The organism is Streptomyces sp. NPDC056361 (assembly GCF_042262805.1).
Classification (GTDB): Bacteria; Actinomycetota; Actinomycetes; order Streptomycetales; family Streptomycetaceae; genus Streptomyces.
Window position 1 is genome coordinate 1 of the sequence record NZ_JBHJQI010000161.1, and the last position, 19,585, is coordinate 19,585.

15 protein-coding genes and 2 pseudogenes are annotated in these 19,585 nt (G+C 70.3%); 10 read left to right on the forward strand and 7 right to left on the reverse strand.

Annotated features, from left to right (window positions below; translation table 11 throughout):
- Positions 1-62 precede the first annotated feature (62 nt).
- Positions 63-4,286 carry a S8 family serine peptidase gene (locus tag ACFCY7_RS34520; protein WP_376490025.1) on the reverse strand — a complete coding sequence of 1,408 codons (4,224 nt, stop codon included), beginning with the start codon at positions 4,284-4,286 and terminating at the stop codon, positions 63-65.
- 91 nt (positions 4,287-4,377) lie between these two features.
- Between ACFCY7_RS34520 and ACFCY7_RS34525 the strand changes: the two genes are divergently transcribed.
- Together ACFCY7_RS34525 and ACFCY7_RS34530 are read left to right on the forward strand one after the other, a co-directional pair.
- Positions 4,378-5,331 (forward strand): helix-turn-helix domain-containing protein, encoded by a 954-nt coding sequence (locus ACFCY7_RS34525; protein ID WP_229842445.1) that lies wholly within the window; start codon positions 4,378-4,380, stop codon positions 5,329-5,331.
- A gap of 858 nt (positions 5,332-6,189) precedes the next feature.
- A pseudogene (locus tag ACFCY7_RS34530) lies at positions 6,190-6,524 on the forward strand (aldehyde dehydrogenase family protein).
- An 878-nt stretch (positions 6,525-7,402) separates the two neighbouring features.
- On the opposite strand, the gene ACFCY7_RS34535 reads toward ACFCY7_RS34530, so the two are convergent.
- Together ACFCY7_RS34535 and ACFCY7_RS34540 are read right to left on the reverse strand one after the other, a co-directional pair.
- The gene (locus tag ACFCY7_RS34535) at positions 7,403-7,552 is read right to left on the reverse strand and encodes an integrase (RefSeq protein ID WP_189801159.1); all 150 of its coding nucleotides are present in this window, start codon (positions 7,550-7,552) and stop codon (positions 7,403-7,405) included.
- A 348-nt stretch (positions 7,553-7,900) separates the two neighbouring features.
- Positions 7,901-9,040: a CdaR family transcriptional regulator gene (locus tag ACFCY7_RS34540; protein WP_189801160.1), complete on the reverse strand. Its 1,140-nt coding sequence runs from the start codon at positions 9,038-9,040 to the stop codon at positions 7,901-7,903.
- Positions 9,041-9,126: 86 nt separating this feature from the next.
- Between ACFCY7_RS34540 and ACFCY7_RS34545 the strand changes: the two genes are divergently transcribed.
- The 3 genes from ACFCY7_RS34545 (at position 9,127) to ACFCY7_RS34555 (ending at position 11,564) form a co-directional block, all read left to right on the forward strand.
- Positions 9,127-10,182, forward strand: a complete 1,056-nt coding sequence (locus tag ACFCY7_RS34545) for a ferredoxin reductase (RefSeq protein ID WP_376490026.1) — start codon at positions 9,127-9,129, stop codon at positions 10,180-10,182.
- Positions 10,183-10,190: 8 nt separating this feature from the next.
- Entirely contained in the window at positions 10,191-11,309 is a 1,119-nt protein-coding gene (locus ACFCY7_RS34550) for a fatty acid desaturase family protein (protein WP_376490027.1), read from the forward strand.
- 72 nt (positions 11,310-11,381) lie between these two features.
- A complete protein-coding gene (locus ACFCY7_RS34555) occupies positions 11,382-11,564 on the forward strand; it encodes a DUF6207 family protein (protein ID WP_328940561.1) in 183 nt (60 codons plus the stop codon).
- Positions 11,565-11,611: 47 nt separating this feature from the next.
- On the opposite strand, the gene ACFCY7_RS34560 is transcribed toward ACFCY7_RS34555, so the two are convergent.
- Positions 11,612-12,433 carry a PIN domain-containing protein gene (locus ACFCY7_RS34560; protein WP_376490028.1) on the reverse strand — a complete coding sequence of 274 codons (822 nt, stop codon included), beginning with the start codon at positions 12,431-12,433 and terminating at the stop codon, positions 11,612-11,614.
- Positions 12,434-12,988: 555 nt separating this feature from the next.
- Here ACFCY7_RS34560 and ACFCY7_RS34565 point away from each other — a divergent pair.
- From ACFCY7_RS34565 to ACFCY7_RS34575, 3 genes and pseudogenes are all read left to right on the forward strand, one after another.
- Complete coding sequence (locus ACFCY7_RS34565) at positions 12,989-13,303, forward strand: hypothetical protein (protein WP_376490029.1); 315 nt, start codon at positions 12,989-12,991, stop codon at positions 13,301-13,303.
- A gap of 11 nt (positions 13,304-13,314) precedes the next feature.
- A complete protein-coding gene (locus ACFCY7_RS34570; protein ID WP_189801165.1) occupies positions 13,315-13,767 on the forward strand; it encodes a tail fiber domain-containing protein in 453 nt (150 codons plus the stop codon).
- Between the two features lie 206 nt (positions 13,768-13,973).
- A pseudogene (locus ACFCY7_RS34575) lies at positions 13,974-14,238 on the forward strand (thioredoxin); the annotation flags it as partial.
- Positions 14,239-14,658: 420 nt separating this feature from the next.
- Here ACFCY7_RS34575 and ACFCY7_RS34580 read toward each other — a convergent pair.
- The 3 genes from ACFCY7_RS34580 to ACFCY7_RS34590 all read right to left on the reverse strand — a co-directional run bounded on the left by ACFCY7_RS34580 (position 14,659) and on the right by ACFCY7_RS34590 (position 16,764).
- Entirely contained in the window at positions 14,659-15,012 is a 354-nt protein-coding gene (locus tag ACFCY7_RS34580) for a hypothetical protein (protein ID WP_376490030.1), read from the reverse strand.
- Positions 15,013-15,235: 223 nt separating this feature from the next.
- A complete protein-coding gene (locus tag ACFCY7_RS34585; protein ID WP_376490031.1) occupies positions 15,236-16,000 on the reverse strand; it encodes a D-Ala-D-Ala carboxypeptidase family metallohydrolase in 765 nt (254 codons plus the stop codon).
- Positions 16,001-16,017: 17 nt separating this feature from the next.
- Positions 16,018-16,764, reverse strand: a complete 747-nt coding sequence (locus ACFCY7_RS34590; RefSeq protein WP_376490032.1) for a peptidoglycan-binding protein — start codon at positions 16,762-16,764, stop codon at positions 16,018-16,020.
- A gap of 322 nt (positions 16,765-17,086) precedes the next feature.
- Between ACFCY7_RS34590 and ACFCY7_RS34595 the strand changes: the two genes are divergently transcribed.
- Complete coding sequence (locus ACFCY7_RS34595) at positions 17,087-18,316, forward strand: helix-turn-helix domain-containing protein (RefSeq protein WP_376490033.1); 1,230 nt, start codon at positions 17,087-17,089, stop codon at positions 18,314-18,316.
- A gap of 156 nt (positions 18,317-18,472) precedes the next feature.
- Entirely contained in the window at positions 18,473-19,561 is a 1,089-nt protein-coding gene (locus ACFCY7_RS34600) for an N-acetylmuramoyl-L-alanine amidase (RefSeq protein WP_376490034.1), read from the forward strand.
- The last annotated feature ends 24 nt before the right edge of the window (positions 19,562-19,585 follow it).

Sequence of the window (19,585 nt, forward strand, 5' to 3'; positions counted from 1 at the left end):
GTTCCGGGCCGGGTCGACGCTCGCGCCGGTCATGCGGTCACACGCGTCATGCGCGCGGTGGGTCAGCGGCGTAGCTTCAGGCGGTGCACCCCACCGTCGACCGTGCCGACGTAGAGCGTGCGGCCGTCGGGGGCGGCGGCCAGCCTCGTGGTGTCGGTGTTCTGCAGGCCGCTTGAGATGTTCTCCCAGGTGAGGCCGTTGTCGGTGCTGCGCAGTACACCCCGGCCGCCTTGGACGAGTCCGGACTGCCTGGAGCCGGCGGTGGCCGCGTAGAGCGCTCCGTTCACCCGCAGCAGGTCCGAGACGTGGACCACGAGCGGGCCGGTGTCGGCGGTGCGGAAGGTCCTGCCGTCATCGGTGCTGACCCGGACGGACGATCCGCCGACGACCAGGCGTCGGCCATCCATCACGATCGCGGAGACGGGGCCCTCGGCGACCTTGGTCTTGGTGACGCCGCCGTCGTCCGAGCGGTAGAGGCCCGAAGCGTTGCCGAGCCAGAGGCGCCGCGGGTCGCGCGGGTCACCGGCCATGGCATCGAAGGACCTCTCGTGGAAGAGGTTCTTCCACGTCCTGCCGCCGTCGGACGTCGCGAACAGCCCGTCGCCGAAAATGCTCCTGAAGCTGATCGCCACCCGGTCCGGGTCGGCCGGGTGGACCAGGATCGAGGTCGGTATCTCCGACGACGTGCCCTTCACCTGCCAGGTCCGGCCGGCGTCACCGCTGCGGGAGACCTCGAAGAGCCCGGTCGCGGTGCGCCGGACCTGCCACACCACCTTGGTGTCCTCGGGCGACACTGCGATGTGCGAGGTGAGGCGACCGGTCCTGCCCTCCGCCCCGGACTGGCCCCACTCGGGGCCGGCGACAGGGATCGCGGTGCGGTAGGTGCCGCTCACCGTTCCGGCGAGCAGCTGGTCGCCGCCGGCCGCGAGGGCGAAGGTGGTCAGGCCCTGGACGCCGATCCTCCGGTATCCGGTGCCGTCGGCGGAGCCGCGGTACAGGCCGTCCTGTTCGCTGGAAACGGTCACCGAGCCGTCGGCCCAGCGGTCGTAGTCCATCGCGATGGCGGCCTTCGAGGGGGCGGGCACGGGCTTCCAGGTCTTGCCGTGGTCGTGGCTCACCTGCCCGGCGCCGAACAGCGCGCGCAGGTACAGGTCGCCACCGGAGGCGGACAGTCCGTTGCCGCCCTCCGTCAGGGGCAGCAGGGTGGACCAGGTGCGGCCCTTGTCGTAGGAGCCGCGGACGCCCGTACCGGGGACGTAGGCCGCCACCACGGTGGAGTCGGCCGCCATGCCGCGGATGGTGCTCACGGGCTCGTCGAGAACGAGGTGCGCCGTACCAGGGTCGCCCTTGCCTACGCCGTCGATCCGCCAGACGCCGTCGAAGGTCGTCAGGTACAGGGTGTCGCCGACGAGGGTCGCGTCGCGGACGTCACCGGTCACGCCGGTGGGGTACGCCGCCCAGCTGTCGCCCGCGTCCGTGCTGACCAGCAGTGTGTCGTCGACGATCGCGGCGAGGGTACGGGTCTGCTCGTCCGCGACGAACTCGTCGATGTGCGCGTCGGGCACGTCGAGCTTGCGCCAGGTTCGGCCGTTGTCATCGGTACGCAGGATCGTGCCCCGGCGGGTGGGGTCGGCGGCCGTGTTCACGGCGTACCACCAGCGATCGGGGCGGCGGGCGTCGACCACGACCGCTCCGGTGCCGTTGCCGTCGGCGATCGGCAGCCTGCCCACCTGGCGCCAGTTGGCGCCGCCGTCGGTGGTCAGCCAGGGGGCGGCCTTCCGGAACTGGGTCACGACGGCCTGCTTCGGCCGGGCGGGCGAGAGCGCGACGTGACCGGCCTCGCTGTTCGGGCCGATGGGCTCCCAGCGGTTGCCGCGGCTGTCGGCGGGGGTGACCTCGAAGGCGCCGGTTCCGGTGATCCGCCGGCCGTCGGTGGTCGTGGCCCGCACGGCCAACCGGTAGGCGCCGGCCGCCTTCCCGGTCACGTCGGCCTGGTAGTAGCTGGCGCCGTTCATGGTGGTGGGCAGGGTGAAGGCCTTGCCGTGCGGCGGCGTGACCCTGATCTCCGGCGGCGCGTTCAGGGCGGCCGGGGCAGCAATGTGCACGGTGGAGCGGCCGTCGCTCGGGTCGGGGGACGCCTGGACGACCAGGTGCCGGACGACAAGCAGGTACGGCACCCGGAGGGCCGGGCCTCGCACGGGGGTGGCCGTGATCCGGCCGCTGATCTCCGTGTCGGTGGCCGGGCGGTCTGCACGCAGGGTGACGTCGACGGTTGCCGACCCCTCGGCAGGGACGGTCACACGCGGCGGAGACACGGCGGTGGGCCCGGTACTGCTGAGGGTGACGGTCAGCGGTGTCCTGCCGGGGTTGGCCAGGCGTACCTGCGCGGTGCCGCCGACGGTCCTGTCCGACAGGCCGGCGAGGCCGAACGACACGGTCGTCGGGGAGGCGCTGAGGGTGGCCGACGCTGCGGCGGCCACGTCGAGCCGTCCGTTGCCCTGGGCGGTGGGGCCGGTGCCGGCGAGCTGCTTCGCGGTGCCGACCAGCGCGGACCTGATCTCGTCGGGGTCCTGGTCCGGGCGCAGTTGGCGCAGCAGGGCGGCGGCTCCGGCGACGTGCGGGCTCGCCATCGAGGTGCCCGACATGCGGTAGACACCGGGTGCGTACATCGAGGTGGGGATGGTGGAGCGGATCTCCACGCCGGGTGCGACCAGGTCGGGCTTGAGGCCGAAGCCGGTGCCGGGTCCGCGCGCCGAGAACGAGGCGATCTGGTCGGTGGAGTCGGTGCCGCGCAGGGTGACGGACACCTTCCCAGCGGCCAGTTCGCGGCTCAGCTGGGCGTACTGGGTCGTGTCGATGCCCATGACGACCAGGCGGTCCATGCGCAGCGAGTCGCCGGAGGCGGCGGTCCGGGTGAGGTCGGGGCGGGCGGGGGTGGTCGTGGCGCCGACCGTTCCCGGGGTGGCGGCGAGCACGGGTCCGCCCCCGGCCGGAAGGCCGCCGAGCACTGCGAGCGCGCCGCGCTCTTCGGCTTCGCGCGCCCAGTCGATGTCGCTCTGGCTCAGGACATCCGTACTGGGCGCGACGAGGATGTCGGCCCGCAGGATCTTGCCCCGTACGTCACCGACCCGCTTCCAGTCCTCGGCCGTGCCCGCGCCGACGTCCACGAGCGGCGCGGTGACCGGTTCCCGAGGCGGGTTCGCAGACAGGACGCCCCGGTACGTCTGGATCAGCTCGGGCTCCTTGCCCGCCAGGTACGCGCTGGGTATCCGCAGCCCGCTGGTGGAGGCGCCGACCGCGATGACGCCGTCGGCCGACGCCGGAGTGTTGACGGTGCCGCTGCCGGGACCGTCGTTGCCGGCCGCGGCGACGACGACCACTCCGGCCCGCACGGCGGCGGTCGCCGCGCGGCCCAGCGGGTCGGTGCCGTCACCGGGGCCGCCGAGGCTCATGTTGATGACGTCGGCCCGCTGGGGGTTGGCGGGGTCGGCCGCCGCCTCGATGCCGGCGATGATGTCGGAGGTGTAGCCGCTGCCGTCGGCGCCGATGACCTTGTAGGCCAGCAGGCGCGCGTCGGGCGCCATGCCGGTGACGCCTCCCTTCCTGACCGCCTTGCCCGCGATGATGCCCGCGACGTGGGTGCCGTGACCGTTGTCGTCCATCGGGTCGTCGTCGCCGTTGGCGAAGTCGAAGCCGCCGACGACCTTGTGCCCCTTGCCGAAGCCACCGCCCAGGTCGGGGTGGCCGTAGTCCACGCCACTGTCCAGGACCGCCACCACGGTGCCCTTGCCGGTGGCCTTCACACCGGCCGGGTCCTCGCGCTTCCAGACCTCGGGCGCACCGGTCAGCGGAACGCTGATGTCCGTGCGCACCTGTATCCGGGTGTCGGGCCGGACGGCGACGACGCCCGGCAACGCGGCCAGCCGCGCCGTCTCGGAGGCGGGCACCGTCATCGCCACGGCGTTGACGAGCAGGCCGAGTCTGCGGGGCGAGGCGGGGTGCAGTCCGGCTTTCCCCACCGTCCTGACGAAGGCGTCCTGCCGTGCCGCCAGGGCCCGTCGGGCATCGCCGACGGCGGAGGCGGTGCCGGCGGTCAGGGAGGTGAGCGAGCCGCCTGGGGCGGCTGCCACGGCTGCGTCTCCGGACAGCTCGACGATGACCCGCTGGTTCGGGTCGGGTGACTTCGCGGTCGCGGTGCCGGGTGTCGCGGTGAGCGTCCCGGCCAGCGCGACGGTGGTGACCGTGGCCGCCGCCAGGCGTCGGCTTCTTCGTGGGTTCTTGGCCATAGGCAGAAGTCCTAGCGCCGAAGTCACGCTCCGTACAACGGATCTTGGCGGCCCATTGCTGCACTTGGCACAAGTGGGCCAGGATCCGCACATGACGAACGAGCTCACCGCGGCAGGCATCGATCCGTTCGACGAGAGCGTCTACCGGGCTGTGTTGACCCGGCGTACGGCGGCCCCGGCCGAGCTCGCCGCCGACCTCGGCTGCTCCCCTCTCCGCGTCGCCAGGGCACTGGACCGACTGCACGACCACGGCCTGGTCGGGCGGCTAGCGGGCGTCCGACGCCGGTACGCGGCGATCGAGCCGGGAGCCGCGGTCGAGTCACTGGTACGAACCAGGACCGCGGAGTTGGACCGGGTCCGTTCGGCGGCGGGCGAGCTGTCCCGCCTCTTCGCGGCGGCCCAGGCCGGCACCGCCGGGGAGGACGAGGTGGAGATCACCACCGGCCGCGAGGCGCTCGGTCGCTGGTTCGTCCGCCTCCAACAGGAGGCGCGCGAGGACGTCATGACACTGGATCGGCCGCCGTACGCGCTGACCACGTCCAACCCGGTGGAGAGCAACGCGCTGGGGCGCGGGGTGCGCTACCGCGCGGTCTACGCCCCCGAGGCGCTGGAGTGGCCGGGGGTGCTCGAGGACATCCGAGGACTCGTGAGCCGTGGCGAGCAGGCCCGGGTGATGCCGGGCCTGCGGATCAAACTGGCCATCGCGGACCGCCGGCTGGCGCTGATGCCGCTCTCCCTGGACCTCGATGGCGTGCGCGCTGCGGTCATCCGCCCCTCCACGCTGCTGGACGCCCTCACCGACTACTGGGAACTGTGCTGGAAACAGGCCCTGCCGCTCGACGCCCCCGCCCAGGACCCGCTCGGCGAGGAGGACCGTCTGGTGCTCACCCTGCTGGTCAGCGGCCTCAAGGACGAGGCCATAGCCCGCCAGCTCGGCTGGTCGGTCCGCACCATGCGCCGGCGCATGAGCCGCCTCCACGACCTTCTGGGCGCGGTGAACCGCTTCCAGGCCGGTGTCGTCGCGGCACGCCGCGGCTGGATCTGACCCGCCGCCGAGCCGGGGCCGATCTCGCTGGTCAGCGCGGGTTCATCAGCTGCACCACCAGCGGACGAAGAACCTTTGTTGCAGCTACTCCCCAAGGCGCTTGAGCTCTTCTGGGAAGTGAAGTCGGGTGCCTGGAGGGAAGATCGTCCCACCAGGGACTCCTGCGCTTGGACACATTGCGACATCACCCGGCTGCCACGTGTAGCGCGTAGCCGGCTCCAGGCGCGCTTCCCGGACCATGCGCGGTCCGGACCGGACGCTTCGGCAAGCATCCGCAGGATGCCGACACTCGTCTCCGGGATCTGCCGTTGTCGGCCGCCGCGCGCTCGCAATCCCTCCCGCCGACCCGCTGCTTCCACGTAGCTGCCAGAAGTGCGTCGAGGATGCCGGTGAGCGGAGAGACCCCAGAACCCAGCGCCAACCATGTACGAGCTCGTTGGACCTGGCATCCGCCGTCCGACCGGTTCGAGGTGCGAGGGGCGGGCGGGTCCTCCACCCTGGAGGGAGCCTGCCCCTTGCGCCGGGCGGGTGCGACCCCGACGAGGAGTGGCATGTCCGGACAGTTCGAGGCGAGGGTCGACGTGGGCCGGGACATCGACGAGGTGTTCGGATATCTCGCCGACGGGCGGAACGATCCGCGGTTCAGCCCGCGGGTGCTCCGGATCGACCGGGTCCCCGAGTCGCCGACGGCCGGCGCTCAGCAGTTCCTGACGAGAGAAGCTGCACGGCGGAAGCGTCGCAGTCCGACGGTACGCGATCGTGCCGTCTGCGTTCACGAGATGGGCCGGCGCTTCACCACCGCTTCGAGCTCCAGGCTGACCCGAGGGCGAGCGGAACGGCGCCTACTTCCTGGCCGGGGTGCTCACCGGGCTCACCACCGATCACGCCGCGGCACGTGAGGAGTTCTTCAGTCCGGTCGCCGTGATCTTCCCGGCGACCGGAGAGGACGACGCGCTGCGCATCGCCAACGACACCCTTACGGCCTCGGCGCCCACGTCTTCACCACGGATCCCGCACAGGCCGCGCGCGTTGCCGACCGCATCGAAGCCGGAATGGTCTTCATCAACGGCGTCGGCGCCGAGGGGGCCGAGCTCCCTTTCGGGGGCGTCAAGCGTTCCGGATTCGGTCGAGAACTGGGCCGAGCGGGTATCGAGGAGTTCGTCAACAAGAAGCTCATCCGCACCATCGCATAGGCCCCGGCAGGGGCCGCATTGCTTCATCCCGCAGATGTCGGTGTCACCACGCGCGATGGCCATCGCTGCTATAGCGGGCGCGCACAACCGGCACGCGCTCGACGCGGAATGCTGCCGCAGTGCACTGATCTGCCGGATCACGTGAGACCGGTCCCCTACCACGCCCCCGCCCGCGACAACTCGCAGGCTAACTGGTTCCCATGAGGCCTCTTCCCATTCTGGGGCCGACACACCGCGTGGGCACCTCAATCCGTCCCAAGCGCGCAAGCCCCGCCGACCGCCAACGGAGGCATCAGGGCTGCCCCTGTCTGCGGTCGTCCCGGGGGACGACCGCAGACCGCTGTACCGAGTTCTTGCACGAGGTGATCGAGGCATCGCTGCCCCGGCGGGACACGAACACCTCCGTGTGTGGCGTGGGGCCCGGACACCTCACCACGCCGGTTGCCTCCCCGACCTCCCCTGTGCACGCCGACCCCCAAGACCACGTGCTCGTGGGGTTGGCCGACGACCACGACGTCGAACAGGTGACGGGGCTCGCCCGGTGCCGGTCGACGCCCACAACCGGATGATGATCCGGGCCATTTCCGGACCACGCTCCTCCAACAAGCTTCGCAATCGGCTGTTTTCCCTGGTCAGCGCGGATGCAACTGCTGTACCACCAGCGGACGAAGAACCTGCTGGTCAGCTACTCGCCGAAGAAGCTCGGGTTCTTCTAGGGACACAAAAGGAGGCGCCTGACCTGGGCTTTCACCGGTCAGGCGCCTCTCGCTGACACCGCACAGGGAGGGAGCTCGTTTGCGCCGAAACTCCCAGTTCGTCCCACCGGTGCCCCACCCCTGACCAGCACTTCCGGACCAGTCACGGACCAAACTCCGGACTCACCGCTCAGGCGCCTGGCCCCGGCTGACACGGTCCCACTCCTCCATGGACTTCTCGTTGAGGCGGTTGGCCTGCGCTCGCACGCCGTCCAGGAACTTGGCGTAGTGCCGGAAGAGGTCGCCGAGGAGGACGTCGTGGGAGCCGCGCACCCACTCGGCCCCGGCGAGTCCGCAGGGGCTGAGGTGCCACCTCGGCAGGGCTGCTGACCTCAGAACGGCGCACCTCTTCTCCCGAGGGCAAGCCAACGGCGGTCAGGCTCCGGCCGGCGTCACGGCCTCCGTCAGAGCGAGTGGGGCCGGGATGTACCCGCTCGGCCGACCGCCGCCCAGCAAGGGCTCTCTCCGAGAAATGCCACGTTTGTGAGACGGTTCGAAGAAGCCCGACCCGTGCCACGAAGTGCGAGACCCTACAAACGGCACCGTATTCTCAGCGTCGATTGCGTACACGGGCCATAGTGGATCGCTCGCGGACTCGGTCGTGGACGGTCGAAGTATGCGTCAGCTGACCCGAAGACCGACCGCCAGCGTCAGTTCAAGGACCCGATGTGGCGATGCGAGATCCGGAAACAGCTCCCGCAGCTGCGACATCCGGTACCGGACGGTCTGGGGATGGACGAACAACGCCGCCGCCACCTCGTCCCGCCTGCCCTGGTGCAGCAGCCACTCCCGCAACGTCTCCTCCAGCCGCCGTGCGGTCGCGACAGACAAGGTCCGCAACGGTGCGAGGGCTCGGGCACGCAGGTCTGCGAACGCGTCCACGTCGGCGCTCAGCACCAGCTCGGGCAGGTGGTCCTCGGTGTCGCGAATATCAGGGGAGAGGGAGCGCGCGCGTACGGCGCGCGCGTACGAGGCGGACGCACGAGTCCATGGCCGGGCCGGGCCGACCACGGCGGTGCGGTCGGTCAGCTGCCGCAAGAGATGTGACCGGTCGGCATCGGGGACGAGCAACACACCGAAGGCGTCCGGCAGATCGTCGAGGACGAGGGTGCTCGGGTCGAGCGCGCGGTAGGCAGGCCGGGCCTGGGCGGCGGGCAGCAGAACCGCGGTCAGCGAAACCGGAGGCTGCCACCCGGCCCGTTGAACAGAGGCCAGCAACACGTCCGGGCTCGCGCCGGCGAGGAGGTCGCGGGCCAGGTGTTCCAGGTGGCGCTCGTGGGCCCTGCCCCGGGCGGCCAGTTCGTCGGCGTGGCCCGCGGCGCTCGCGGCGGAGAGCTCGTCGATGTAGGCGAAGGTCAGCTCGGCGAACTTGGCGACCTCGGCGGCGGGCAGGCCTGCGGGTACTGCACCCGCTGCCAGGCATCGCCAGGCCACGCGGGCGCCGACGCGGTATGCGCTGAGCAGGGCGTCCATCGAACGGCCGGATCGCACCTCGCCGCGGCCCAGCTCGTAGGCTGCGTCACCGGCGTCGCCGCCTGTGGCGTTCCCGCTCGCGAGGTCCAGGTAGTGCCCCAGGGCGGTGCGGACGGCTCGGCGGATGGTGCCGCCCATGCGGCCCGAAAGGGCGTTGGCGTAGGGAGGGACCTCGTCGATGATCGCCTGGACGACCTCGTCGGCGGTGGTCTTCAGCGCGGCCCGAAGTGCGGTGACCGTCGTCTCATCCAGGGCCAGTTCGGTGACCCTCCGGATTGGATGGCTCATGCTTTATTCCCTGCGAACAATTCAGCCGACCAGATTTACGTCCTACGGTCAGGACTTTACGCCCTGAGGCGCAGCAAGCTGGAGTCATGACGAGTGCAGCCCTCCGCAGCAGGGCGTGGAAACTGCTGGAGATGGTCACGACGCCGCTGCTGCCGTCGGACTATCTCGACCTGGTCAGCCCGCTGCGTGCGGGCGCTGACCTGTGTGGGCGCATCGAGGCCGTGCACCCCGAGACGGGTGACGCCGCTACTGTCGTGATCAGGCCGGGACGGGGCTGGCGCGGTCACACGGCCGGTCAGTACGTGCGGATCGGGGTCGACGTCGACGGGGTGCGCCTGTGGCGTGCTTACTCCATCACCTCGCCGACAAACCGCCAGGACGGCCGCGTCACGATCACCGTGAAGGCGATCCCGGACGGCAAGGTCAGCAACCACCTGGTCCGCAGGGCGAAACCGGGCACGATGGTCCAGCTCGACCAGGCAACCGGTGACTTCGTGCTGCCGGAGGCCAAGCCCGCCAAGGTGCTCTACCTGACGGCCGGCAGCGGCATCACGCCTGTGATGGGCATGTTGCGTGACATCGAGTTCGACGACGTCGTCATGGTCCACTGCGCGCCACAGCCGCAAGACGTGATCTTCCGCAACGAACTGCACGACCTGGTCGCGGACGAGAAGCTGCGGCTCACCGAGGTGCACACTGACACGGACGGCATGCTCGACATCGCCCGTCTCGACGAACTGGTGCCCGACTGGGCCGAGCGCGAGACCTGGGCCTGCGGGCCCGCGGGCCTGCTCGACGCCGCCGAAGAGCTCTGGAGCGAATACGGCGTGCAAGAGCGCCTGCACACCGAACGCTTCCGCCCCAGCATCGTCGTCGCCGGTGACGGCGGCGAGGTCACGTTCAGCGCCACCGGCAAGACCGTCGACGCGGACGGTGCCACGCCGTTGCTGGACGTCGGCGAGGAGGCCGGCGTGCTCATGCCGTCCGGGTGCCGCATGGGAATCTGCTTCGGCTGCGTCACGCCGCTCAAGGCGGGCGCCGTCCGCGACATGCGTTCCGGCGAGATCACCGAGGCCGAGCCGGGTGTCCTCATCCAGACCTGCGTGTCCGCCGCGGCGGGCCCCTGCGACATCGAACGGTAGGAACAACCTTGACCGCCATCGACCCCACCGTCCACCTGACCGCGGAGCAGATCGAGGAGCTTGGCCGCGAGCTGGACGCGATCCGCGACGAGGTGATCGCCGACCGTGGCGAGAAGGACGCGGCCTACATCCGTAAGGTCATCTCGGCGCAGCGCAAGCTCGAGCTGGTCAGCAGGGGCGTGCTGCTGTTCTCGTTCTTCCCGCCCGCGTGGCTGCTCGGCACCGCCGGTCTGTCCGTGGCGAAGATCATGGACAACATGGAGATCGGCCACAACATCCTGCACGGCCAGTGGGACTGGATGCGGGACCCGAAGATCCACTCCACCACCTGGGAGTGGGATCACGTCTCGCCGTCCGAGCAGTGGAAGCACTCGCACAACGAGCTGCACCACACGTACACCAACGTGATCGGCAAGGACAACGACCTCGGCTACGGCATCATGCGCGTCGACGAGGACCAAAGGTGGCACCCGTTCCACCTAGGCCAGCCGCTGTGGAACTTCATCAACGCCTGCTTCTTCGAGTACGGCATCGCGGCGTACGACCTGGAGCTCGGCAAGAACCTGCACAGGCGCCGCCGCAAGAACCCGGAGTTCCGCGCGCGGGCCAAGGCCGTGGGCCGCAAGATCCGCAAGCAGGTGCTCAAGGACTACGTGATCCACCCGCTGCTGTCGGGCCCGTCGTTCCTCACCACGCTCGCCGCCACGTTCACCGCGAACCTGGTCCGCAACATCTGGTCCCACTCGGTGATCATGTGCGGGCACTTCCCCGAGGGCGTGCAGGTCTTCGAGCGCCGGTCGATCAAGGGCGAGACTCGCGGCCAGTGGTACCTGCGCCAGATGATGGGCTCGGCGAACATCAGCGGCAGCAGGGCCATGCACTTCATGACCGGCAACCTGTCGCACCAGATCGAGCACCACCTGTTCCCGGACCTGCCGAGCAACCGGTACGCCGAGGTCGCGGTGAAGGTGCGCGCGCTGTTCGAAAAGTACGAGCTGGAGTACGTCACCGGGCCGCTGCCCAAGCAGGTGTTCTCCGCGTGGCACAAGGTCTTCCGGCTCTCGCTGCCGAACAAGAAGCCCAAGGTCAAGACGCCGGACCGCGAGCAGGAGCTCGTCGCGGCCTGATTCCCGGTATTGGTTCAGATCTTTCGGCCGTACCAGCGGCACCGCCGGGTCCGGTGAGACCCGTTGCGGACGGTGGGCGGCCGCGATTCAGACCGTACGACACGGGATCCGGGGCAGCCCGGCGTCCGGCTGCGCTTCCTGGACGTGCGCCCAGCTCGTCGTCGACGGCACCCTGCCGCCCTCGACGGTTCTGCGCGAGGTCCAAGAACTCCTTGCTGCTCGCCCGTTCACGGCCTGACCTGCGCTCCGCCATGACGCGGGGACGCTTGGGTGGCTCGCGCCCCGCTGGTGCGTGAGGGGCTCTATTTCTTCCCCGGCTCCTTGCCAGTGCCTGCGCCCGTGCGCAGCTTCAGTACGGGCAGGGTCGCGAACTTCGCTCGCATCGCCATGCTCGTGTCGTACGTGATCAGTCGGACTGGGCCAGCCGCCATCGTGCGCACGGTGAGCGCTCGGTCCACGATCTCGTCATCCGCCTCCGACAGCCGCGCATGCCCGGGGTTGTCCATGAGGATTTCCACCGTGGCCGTGGGCAGAGGCGCCCGCTCTTCAAGAAGCCGGTCGAGTACTGCGAGGCTGTAGCCCGCGCGCCAACGGACCTGCTGATTGCCGGACTCTTTGAGCCGGTCCAGCTCTTCCACGACGACCATCGGTACGACGATCCGGATATCTCGTTCGGTGCCGGCCAGGGCAGCGAAGTCGGTCTCTTCGAACTTCGTCGGGTGCTTGATGAACAGCCCTGTGTCGAGCACGAGCACGGAGGTGGACTCGGGCCATCGAGTCATCTGTTCCGTGAACGCCTTGACCGCCAGGTCGAACGCTTCCACGCGCTGGCGGACCTCAAGGTCGATGAGCCCATTCGACAGCGCAGCCTCCAGCCGGCCGTTGATCTGCCCCGCGCCGGCGAGCAGGGCCCAGTATTGCGGGGTGCGGACGAGCGCGTCGATGTCCTTGGGGCGGATCTGCGAGTTTAGGACGCGGACCGACTCTGTCGCCCAAGTCAGGTACTTGAGCAGGTTCTCTTCGGGCTGGTGGTAGTTGCCCAGGTTGATGGCGGCGGTGTGAACGCTCCGGAGCACCTGGAGGACGTTGCCGCGGTGAGCGCCGGGTATCGGTGTGACGATCATTCGCGGATGATGTCAGGGCTTGCCTGGCTCCGACACGGTATTACGGATTTGCCCACCTGAAGCTGGGGAGTGAGTCAGCACGCTGCGTCATGCCACGAGCCACGAGACCCTACACGGATGTAGGTCCTCAGATTCGTGGCACAGCCTCAGCCTCGATGACACGCCCGTGGCACTTATGCCGCCGTCGTGAGACGCCCTGATGCCTGTCGCACTGAAGTAGCCGGATTCACATGGCCCCTCGTTCAGGCTGTCGGATTCTCGCTGCGTCGTGCGCCGAACAGCGGCGTTTCACCCGTACTCGCGGGCAGGTGATGATCGCTCCCCCGAGGACTTGAATCCGTCGCGCACGACGGTGATCGAGCGGACGAGACCCCTCGCGATTGCGCGTCCGGCATGGATGTGATGCCGCCGGCGGGCGGCGCTGGTGTCACGTAGTACTGGCAGCTTCGGTGCCCGCGGCCTGAGCGCGGCGCGCAGGCCACGTACCTTTCGCGCCGTTAGGCCGTTAGAGGTATCGCGGACGCACACGGCGTCCCGACCGAAAGGAAGCCTCCCATGTCCACGAAGCGCGTCACCCGTCGCCTGCTGGTGCTGTCGGCCACGGCGGCCACCTGCACGGGCGCCTTGAGCGTTCCGGCCGTGGCGAGCACGAACGTGCTGGCGGTCGGGAATCCCGCCTACGACACCACGATGATCAACCAGGAGCGGGACGTCACGGCGGTCGGTGAGACCACCCACAGCAGCGGGCTGGGCAATGGTCTCGTCCAACTCCCGGTGAGCCACCCGGCCAACCGCGGTGGAGGGGGCAGCCTGCTCTTCTCGGATCGCGGGCTGAAGACCGACGTCGTCGCGGTGGTCTGGGAACGATGAGCGGCCGGTGGTTGAGGGAAACCCTGGCCGGGCTGCGGATGCCGCCCCTGGTCAGGAAGCGTCTTCGACAGGGCGCTTCCGCCTCTGGCCTGGCGTCGGGGGCCGTGCCGGAGGTGGTGGGCGCCAGCGATCCGGTCAATGGCTACCGGGTGCTGGAACAGGTGGTGCGGCTGCCCGTCAGCACGTGGCGATATCACTGGGACCCTCCCCACGTACGCCACCTGGGACCCATGGCGCAGGACTGGTGGAAAGCGTTCGGGGTGGGTGAGAACGACAGGACGATCTGCTGCACCGACGCCAACGGCGTGGCCATCGTCGCCATCCAGGCACTGCACCGGGAACTGGCTGAGCTCCGGGGCGAGGTCGCTGCCCTGCGGGCCGGGAGCTCGCCGCGGACCGCTCCGGCAGGTCCGGAGCGGCTGGCCGGGGACGAGGACGACCTGGCAGGCGATGCGCTGACGTAGGGCGTGTGTCGGACGTCCCGCCGGCCGTCCGGTGTGTCGCTGCCGCTGTACGAGCGGGAAGTCGCGCCCGTACGCCTACGGGTCGGGCGCTGAGGGTCGGACAGGTCCAGGGCCGGGCCGACCGAGGGGAACCAGCTGAGCGTCGGGTTCGCGGCGCGCGGGGGATGATTTGGGTGGAACGACGGAACGCGAGGTCAGGAGCTTTCGTGGTGAAGCGGGTGCACCAACCCCGCGAGGACGCGGAGTTCGATTTCATCCTCGGGATGAGCGACGCCCAGGTCCTCACGTACTTCACCCGGGACATGGCCCAAGGCGATCGATCCCGGCTGGGCGATGGACCTCCTGGTGGGTGGTATCGCCGAGGAGTACGCGGGCCGCCTGACGGCCGTCCGCGCCGACATCACGCGCTGTCCAGCCGCGACCGGGCGGTACGGGGTCGCCGGAGCCCCGTCGTACGTCCTGCTGAAGGAGTCGAGGCCGCGCTACTGTTGCTGGTCCTTGATCCCTCATGCTCAGGAAGCACAAGGCAGCCGCTCGCCGCTTCGCCCATGACCGGCGGCTCTCCGCCGATACCCGAAGTTGGGCTGCCGAAGCACCATCAGCCCTCGCCCGGAGTAATCGGCACGCCGCTCCGCTGGGTCAGGCCCGTCGGCCAGCTCCGCACGGCTGAAGGGCTGCGATGCCGCCATGGTTCGCACTTATATCGGCGGTCGGCAGTCCAGCGTCATGTCGAGGCATGCTCCGTGGAGCCCTGTCGGCACACCCCTCGTTTGTGTGCCCCCTGGCCGCCGCCACGGGGCGACGGTCAGGGGTCTTCCGTGCCGACCAAGATCCGGGCCATACGCGGACCAGCCGCCTGCAGCTTGGCCCAATCGGGGCCGTTTCCGCTGGTCAGCGGCCATGCGAGGCGTGTACCACCAGCACACGAAGAACCTGCTGGTGTCCTACTCGCCGAAGAAGCTCGGCTTCTTCTAGAGGCACGAAAAGAGGCGCCTGAGCCGGGCTTTCACCTGCCAGGCGCCTCTCGCTCGTCCCCTGCAGGAACGGGTCGCATTTACGCCGAAACTCCCAGTTCATCTCACTGGTTTCCCGCTCCCGGACGCCGTCCAGGAACTTGGCGTAGTGACGGAAGAGGACCTCAATGCCTGCGGTGACGACACCACCAGACAGGTTGAGCATGCCCCACCCGGTCTCGGGCAGATGACACTGCTCGAACCGGAGGTGAATGACTTCCGCCGGCCGCATCGCCGCCTAGTACACGCAACCGAAGAACGCCTCCAGATGAGGGCCGCGCCCACGCCGCTGAGCAACTGCCGCGAGGAGCCGTGCGGACCCGGGGGGGAGGGTCCGCACGGCATTGCCAGACCTAGAGAGGGGAAGCGCGCATATCCGGTTCCGCTCCGCACCACCTATGACCGTGATCCACGTCGCACCTCATGTGCCCGCCGTGGCGGGCACGCGTACGGGCTCAGGCCACGCCGTCCTCCCACCACCACGACTGCGAGCCGTACGCGTACTCGACCCGGGAGTCCACGTGCTGCCACGACACCGTGTACGTCTCCAGACCCGAGTATCCGCAGGTCTCGGCCTTCTGGTAGATGCTCTTCGTGGACAGCCCGGAGATGGCGACGTCCGCGGCGATGCCGTACAGGTGCATGGAGTTCGAGGCGCCGCCCACCGAGGAGTTGTGGGAGATGCTGCGGAAGCCGGAGTTGATCGTGACGGCCCGGTCGCCGCACTTCTTGCGCAGCGCCTCCAGCTTGTACATGTTGCGGCGCACGTTCTCCTTCACGGTCGCCGCGCCCACCTTGCCGCCCGAGAAGCCTGAGCCGTCCTTGCTCTGGAACTCGGAGAAGTCGAAGTGCGCGGTCGAGCCGTCGGAGCTCTCCAGCGCGTTGAGCTGGCTGAAGGTCTGGGGCCCGGCCACCCCGTCGGCGGAGAGCCCGTACGCCGCCTGGAAGCGGCGCAGCGCCGCGCCGGTGCCGGGGCCGAACTGGCCGTCGACGGTGACGTACGTCTGCTGGGCCGAGCTCGCCGCCCAGCCCGCGATCCGGATCTGGAGCTCCGTGACGGCCGCGCCGCTCGCGCCCTGGGCGAGCTGCGAGGGCCAGCCGTACGCGGCGGCCGGGGAAGCCAGGACCAGACCGCCGCCGACGGCCAGACCGGTGGCCGCAGCCGCCCCGGCGCCGAAGCGCAGCAGTGAGCGGCGGGACAGGTCGGATGCCGATGTCATGGTGAACTCCTCTTTTCCTAGTACCAGTTGTGGGACTGCCAGAAGGACCATGCCCCGCACGGAGTGCTGTAGCGGGACTTGATGTAGTCGAGTCCCCACTCGATCTGGGTGGCCGGGTTGGTCTGCCAGTCGGGGCCCGCCACGGCCATCTTGTCGCCGGGCAGGGACTGCGGGATGCCGTAGGCGCCGGACGAGGGGTTCGTCGCGTACACCTTCCACGTGCTCTCGCGGATCCAGAGGTTGTCGAGGCAGCCGAACTGGCCGCTCACGGACCAGCCGTGCTCGGTGATCTTCCACTGTGCGGTGATCTTCACGGTACGGGCCACCCGCATCGCGTTCATGGTCGCGGGGCCCGCGACACCGTCGGCGGACAGGCCGTTCGCCTGCTGCCAGGACGTCACCTTGGACTTGGTGCCGTCGCCGTACGCGCCGTCGGCCGTGGCGCCGGCCTTGCGCTGCACCTCCTTCACCTTGTTGTGCAGGGCGAGTTCGGTGCGGCTGCCGTAGTCGCCGTCCTCGGCGAGCCCGTTGTCCTGTTGGAAGGAGCGGACCGCGGCGGTGGTCTGCGCGCCGTAGACGCCGTCGATCCCACTGGCCGACAGATAGCCGATGCCCGCGAGGTTGCGCTGGATCCAGGTGGTGGAGTCCAGGGCGTGCGCGGGGACGGAGGGCGCCAGCACGGCGAGCAGGGCGGCGGCCAGCACGAGCGCCGCCTGGGCGAGCGGCAGGCGGCGCCGGAGGTCCGGCGTTCGGGTGGGTATCACTCGGAGTCCTTGTCTTCGCGGTGGATCGGGGAGCGGCCGAAGTCATGGTGCTGCCGGGGCGGTTGCTTCGGAGCCTCTCGCGAGCGATACGGGACGGGACCGGGACGCGCGGGACGCCGGGGGCGTGCGGGACGGGATGGGGGCGGGACGACTCGCGCCCCGCGGATGTTTGTGGCGCGGATCACCCGCGCGGGCCCTGGAGGTCTGTGAGTCCGCCGTGTCGCGGGTGTCCCTGTGTGACAAAGTCCTGCCGCGGGTAGCGGCAAGTTGTTCATGAACTCCCTTGCCTGCAAGGGGGGGCAACACGGGGGAGAGGCTTCGAATGACTGCTGTCGAGAAGCAGGCCCGGGACGAGCGGCGTCGGCGGGACGCCGAGCTCAGGGCCGTCCGCGAACGGGTCCTGGTGGGGATGCGCCGGATCAAGGAGGAGTTCGGTCTGAGCTACGGCCGGCTCGCCGAGAAGACGCACTACAGCCGCTCGTCCTGGGAGCGCTTCCTCAACGGGAAGCAGTGGCCGAGCCGCGCCGCGATCCAGCAGCTCGCGGACGTGGTCGGACAGGACCCCACGCCCCTGATCGCCCTCTGGGAACACGCCGAGAAGCTGGCCCGCAGAAGCAGACGCGAGGGAGCCGGGCCAGAGGTCCAGGGGGAGCAGGAGCCGGAGCGGGGAGAGCGAGAGGGGACGGACGGCCTGGGCCCGGAGGGCCAGGGCGAGGGGCAGGACGAGGGCCGGGGCGCGACGGCGCCGGGGCCGGAGGAGCCGGCGGGCCGGGGGAAGCCCGTACGGGATGGGGAACCCGTACGGGAGAGGGGACCCGTACGGGAGGAGCGGCCCGCGCCGGGTGGCGCGCCGACCTCGTCCCGAGAGCCCGACGGCGCAGACGGGTCCGCGCGGGCCGGGGCCGGTCCGGCCGCGGAGCCCGCCGGAGGCCCGGCCACGGCCACCGGCGCCGCGCCGGATCCGGACCGCGCCGCCTGGCCCGGGCCCCGCCCCGCCGGGCGGGTGCGGCCGCTCGTCCACATGGCGATCGGCGCGGTCGTGGGCGCCCTGATCGTGATCGCCGTCCTCGGAGTGAAGTCCGCTCCGGACGGCGCGCGGTCGGACGCGGGTAAGCCGGCAGCGAGCGGCGAGAGTTCGGAGGTGATGGCCCAGGGCGCGGCCGAGCGCACGCCCGGCGCCGAGTCCGACCACCCCCTGCCCGGCTGCTCCGGGGAGTCCTGCCTCGGGCGCGAACCGCAGACGATGAACTGCCAGTGGGACGCGAAGACCGTCCGGCTCCTCTACCTGCGCGGGCTGCGGATCCAGCTCCGGCACAGCGCCGCCTGCCAGGCGGTCTGGGGGCGGCTGGAGAACGGGGCGATCGGCGACGGTGTGATCATCACCGACAAGGGCAGCCGGACGGAGGAGTCCACCATCCGGGTGGACCGCGACACCTACACGCGGATGCTGTCGGTGGCCGAGTACCCCCTTTCGAGCATCTCCATCTGCGGAGTGATCCCGAAGGCCAAGGAGCAGGAGTGCGACCCCTCGCAGGACGCCCCGCAGCCCTGAGGCGGCGATGCCCGGCGGGATCCCGGGGCGTCCCGAGAAGCCGACTCGCCCAAGTCTGAGGTGCGGGACTCGCTGATGGGACAGGGGGGTTGCTCATAGCATTCGGCCGCCGCTCCGCGTTGTGCGGGGCGGCGGCCGAACACATGGGGAGAGACGATGAGCGACCTGCCGATGCCGCGTCCGCGACGGCGCGCGCTGCTGTCCGGGGCCTTCGCCCTCGGTGCCGGAGCGGTCCTGGGGACCGCGCTGCCGGGGACCGCGCGCGCCGCCGCGGGGGCCGCGCTCGCCGGACCGGTGATCTCCGGGTGCGTGGCCTGGGGCGCCCGCGAGCCGAGCACCCCGGTGAAGCTGCTGGCCACCGGGCCGCAGAAGATCATCGTCCATCACACCGCGACCCCGAACAGCACCGACTACTCGCAGGCGCACGCCTTCGAGCTGTCCCGGTCGATCCAGGCCGACCACATGGACGCGCGGGGCTGGATCGACTCGGGCCAGCACTTCACGATCAGCCGCGGCGGCTGGATCACCGAGGGCCGGCACTCCAGCGTCGCCGCGCTGGCCGCCGGTACCCAGCAGGTCGAGTCGGCGCACTGCACCGGCCAGAACACCGTCGCCGTCGGCATCGAGAACGAGGGCACGTACACGTCGGTGGACCCGCGGTCGGCGCAGTACGCGAAGCTGGTCGACCTCTGCGCGTACATCTGCTCCCAGTACGGGCTGCGCGCCTACCAGATCTTCGGGCACCGGGACTTCAACAACACCGAGTGCCCCGGCGACCGGCTGTACGCGCTGCTGCCGCAGCTCAGGGCCGACGTCGCCGCCCGGATCGGCGGCAGCCCGGCGTGGGGCGGCTGGCCGGTGGCACGGCTCGGCGACTCGGGCGAGCGCGTCAGGTCGCTGCAGTACCTGCTCAACTCCCGGGGCGCCACGGTCGTGGCCGACGGCTCCTTCGGGCCGGCGACCGAGAGCGCGGTGCGGGCCTTCCAGACGACCAACCGGGCCGGGGTCGACGGCGTGGCCGGAAACCAGACCTGGCACCAGCTCGCCAACCCGCTCGCGCGCGGAGCGCAGGGCGACGCGGTGAAGGCGCTGCAGGGCCAGCTCAACGCGCGCGGTCAGACGCTGGTCGTCGACGGCAGCTTCGGCTCGGGCACCGAGGCGGGGGTGCGGGCGTTCCAGACCTCGGCGAGCCTGCCGGCCGACGGCGTGGCGGACGCCCGCACCTGGAGCCGGCTGCTGGCCTGAATGGCCGGTATCCCGGTACGGGAG

Coding starts and splice junctions, on each gene's coding strand:
- ACFCY7_RS34520 (WP_376490025.1), bottom strand. CDS start 4,286: ATGGCCAAGAACCCACGAAGAAGCCGACGCCTGGCGGCGGCCACGGTC.
- ACFCY7_RS34525 (WP_229842445.1), top strand. CDS start 4,378: ATGACGAACGAGCTCACCGCGGCAGGCATCGATCCGTTCGACGAGAGC.
- ACFCY7_RS34540 (WP_189801160.1), bottom strand. CDS start 9,040: ATGAGCCATCCAATCCGGAGGGTCACCGAACTGGCCCTGGATGAGACG.
- ACFCY7_RS34545 (WP_376490026.1), top strand. CDS start 9,127: ATGACGAGTGCAGCCCTCCGCAGCAGGGCGTGGAAACTGCTGGAGATG.
- ACFCY7_RS34560 (WP_376490028.1), bottom strand. CDS start 12,433: ATGATCGTCACACCGATACCCGGCGCTCACCGCGGCAACGTCCTCCAG.
- ACFCY7_RS34565 (WP_376490029.1), top strand. CDS start 12,989: ATGTCCACGAAGCGCGTCACCCGTCGCCTGCTGGTGCTGTCGGCCACG.
- ACFCY7_RS34580 (WP_376490030.1), bottom strand. CDS start 15,012: ATGCGGCCGGCGGAAGTCATTCACCTCCGGTTCGAGCAGTGTCATCTG.
- ACFCY7_RS34585 (WP_376490031.1), bottom strand. CDS start 16,000: ATGACATCGGCATCCGACCTGTCCCGCCGCTCACTGCTGCGCTTCGGC.
- ACFCY7_RS34595 (WP_376490033.1), top strand. CDS start 17,087: ATGACTGCTGTCGAGAAGCAGGCCCGGGACGAGCGGCGTCGGCGGGAC.
- ACFCY7_RS34600 (WP_376490034.1), top strand. CDS start 18,473: ATGAGCGACCTGCCGATGCCGCGTCCGCGACGGCGCGCGCTGCTGTCC.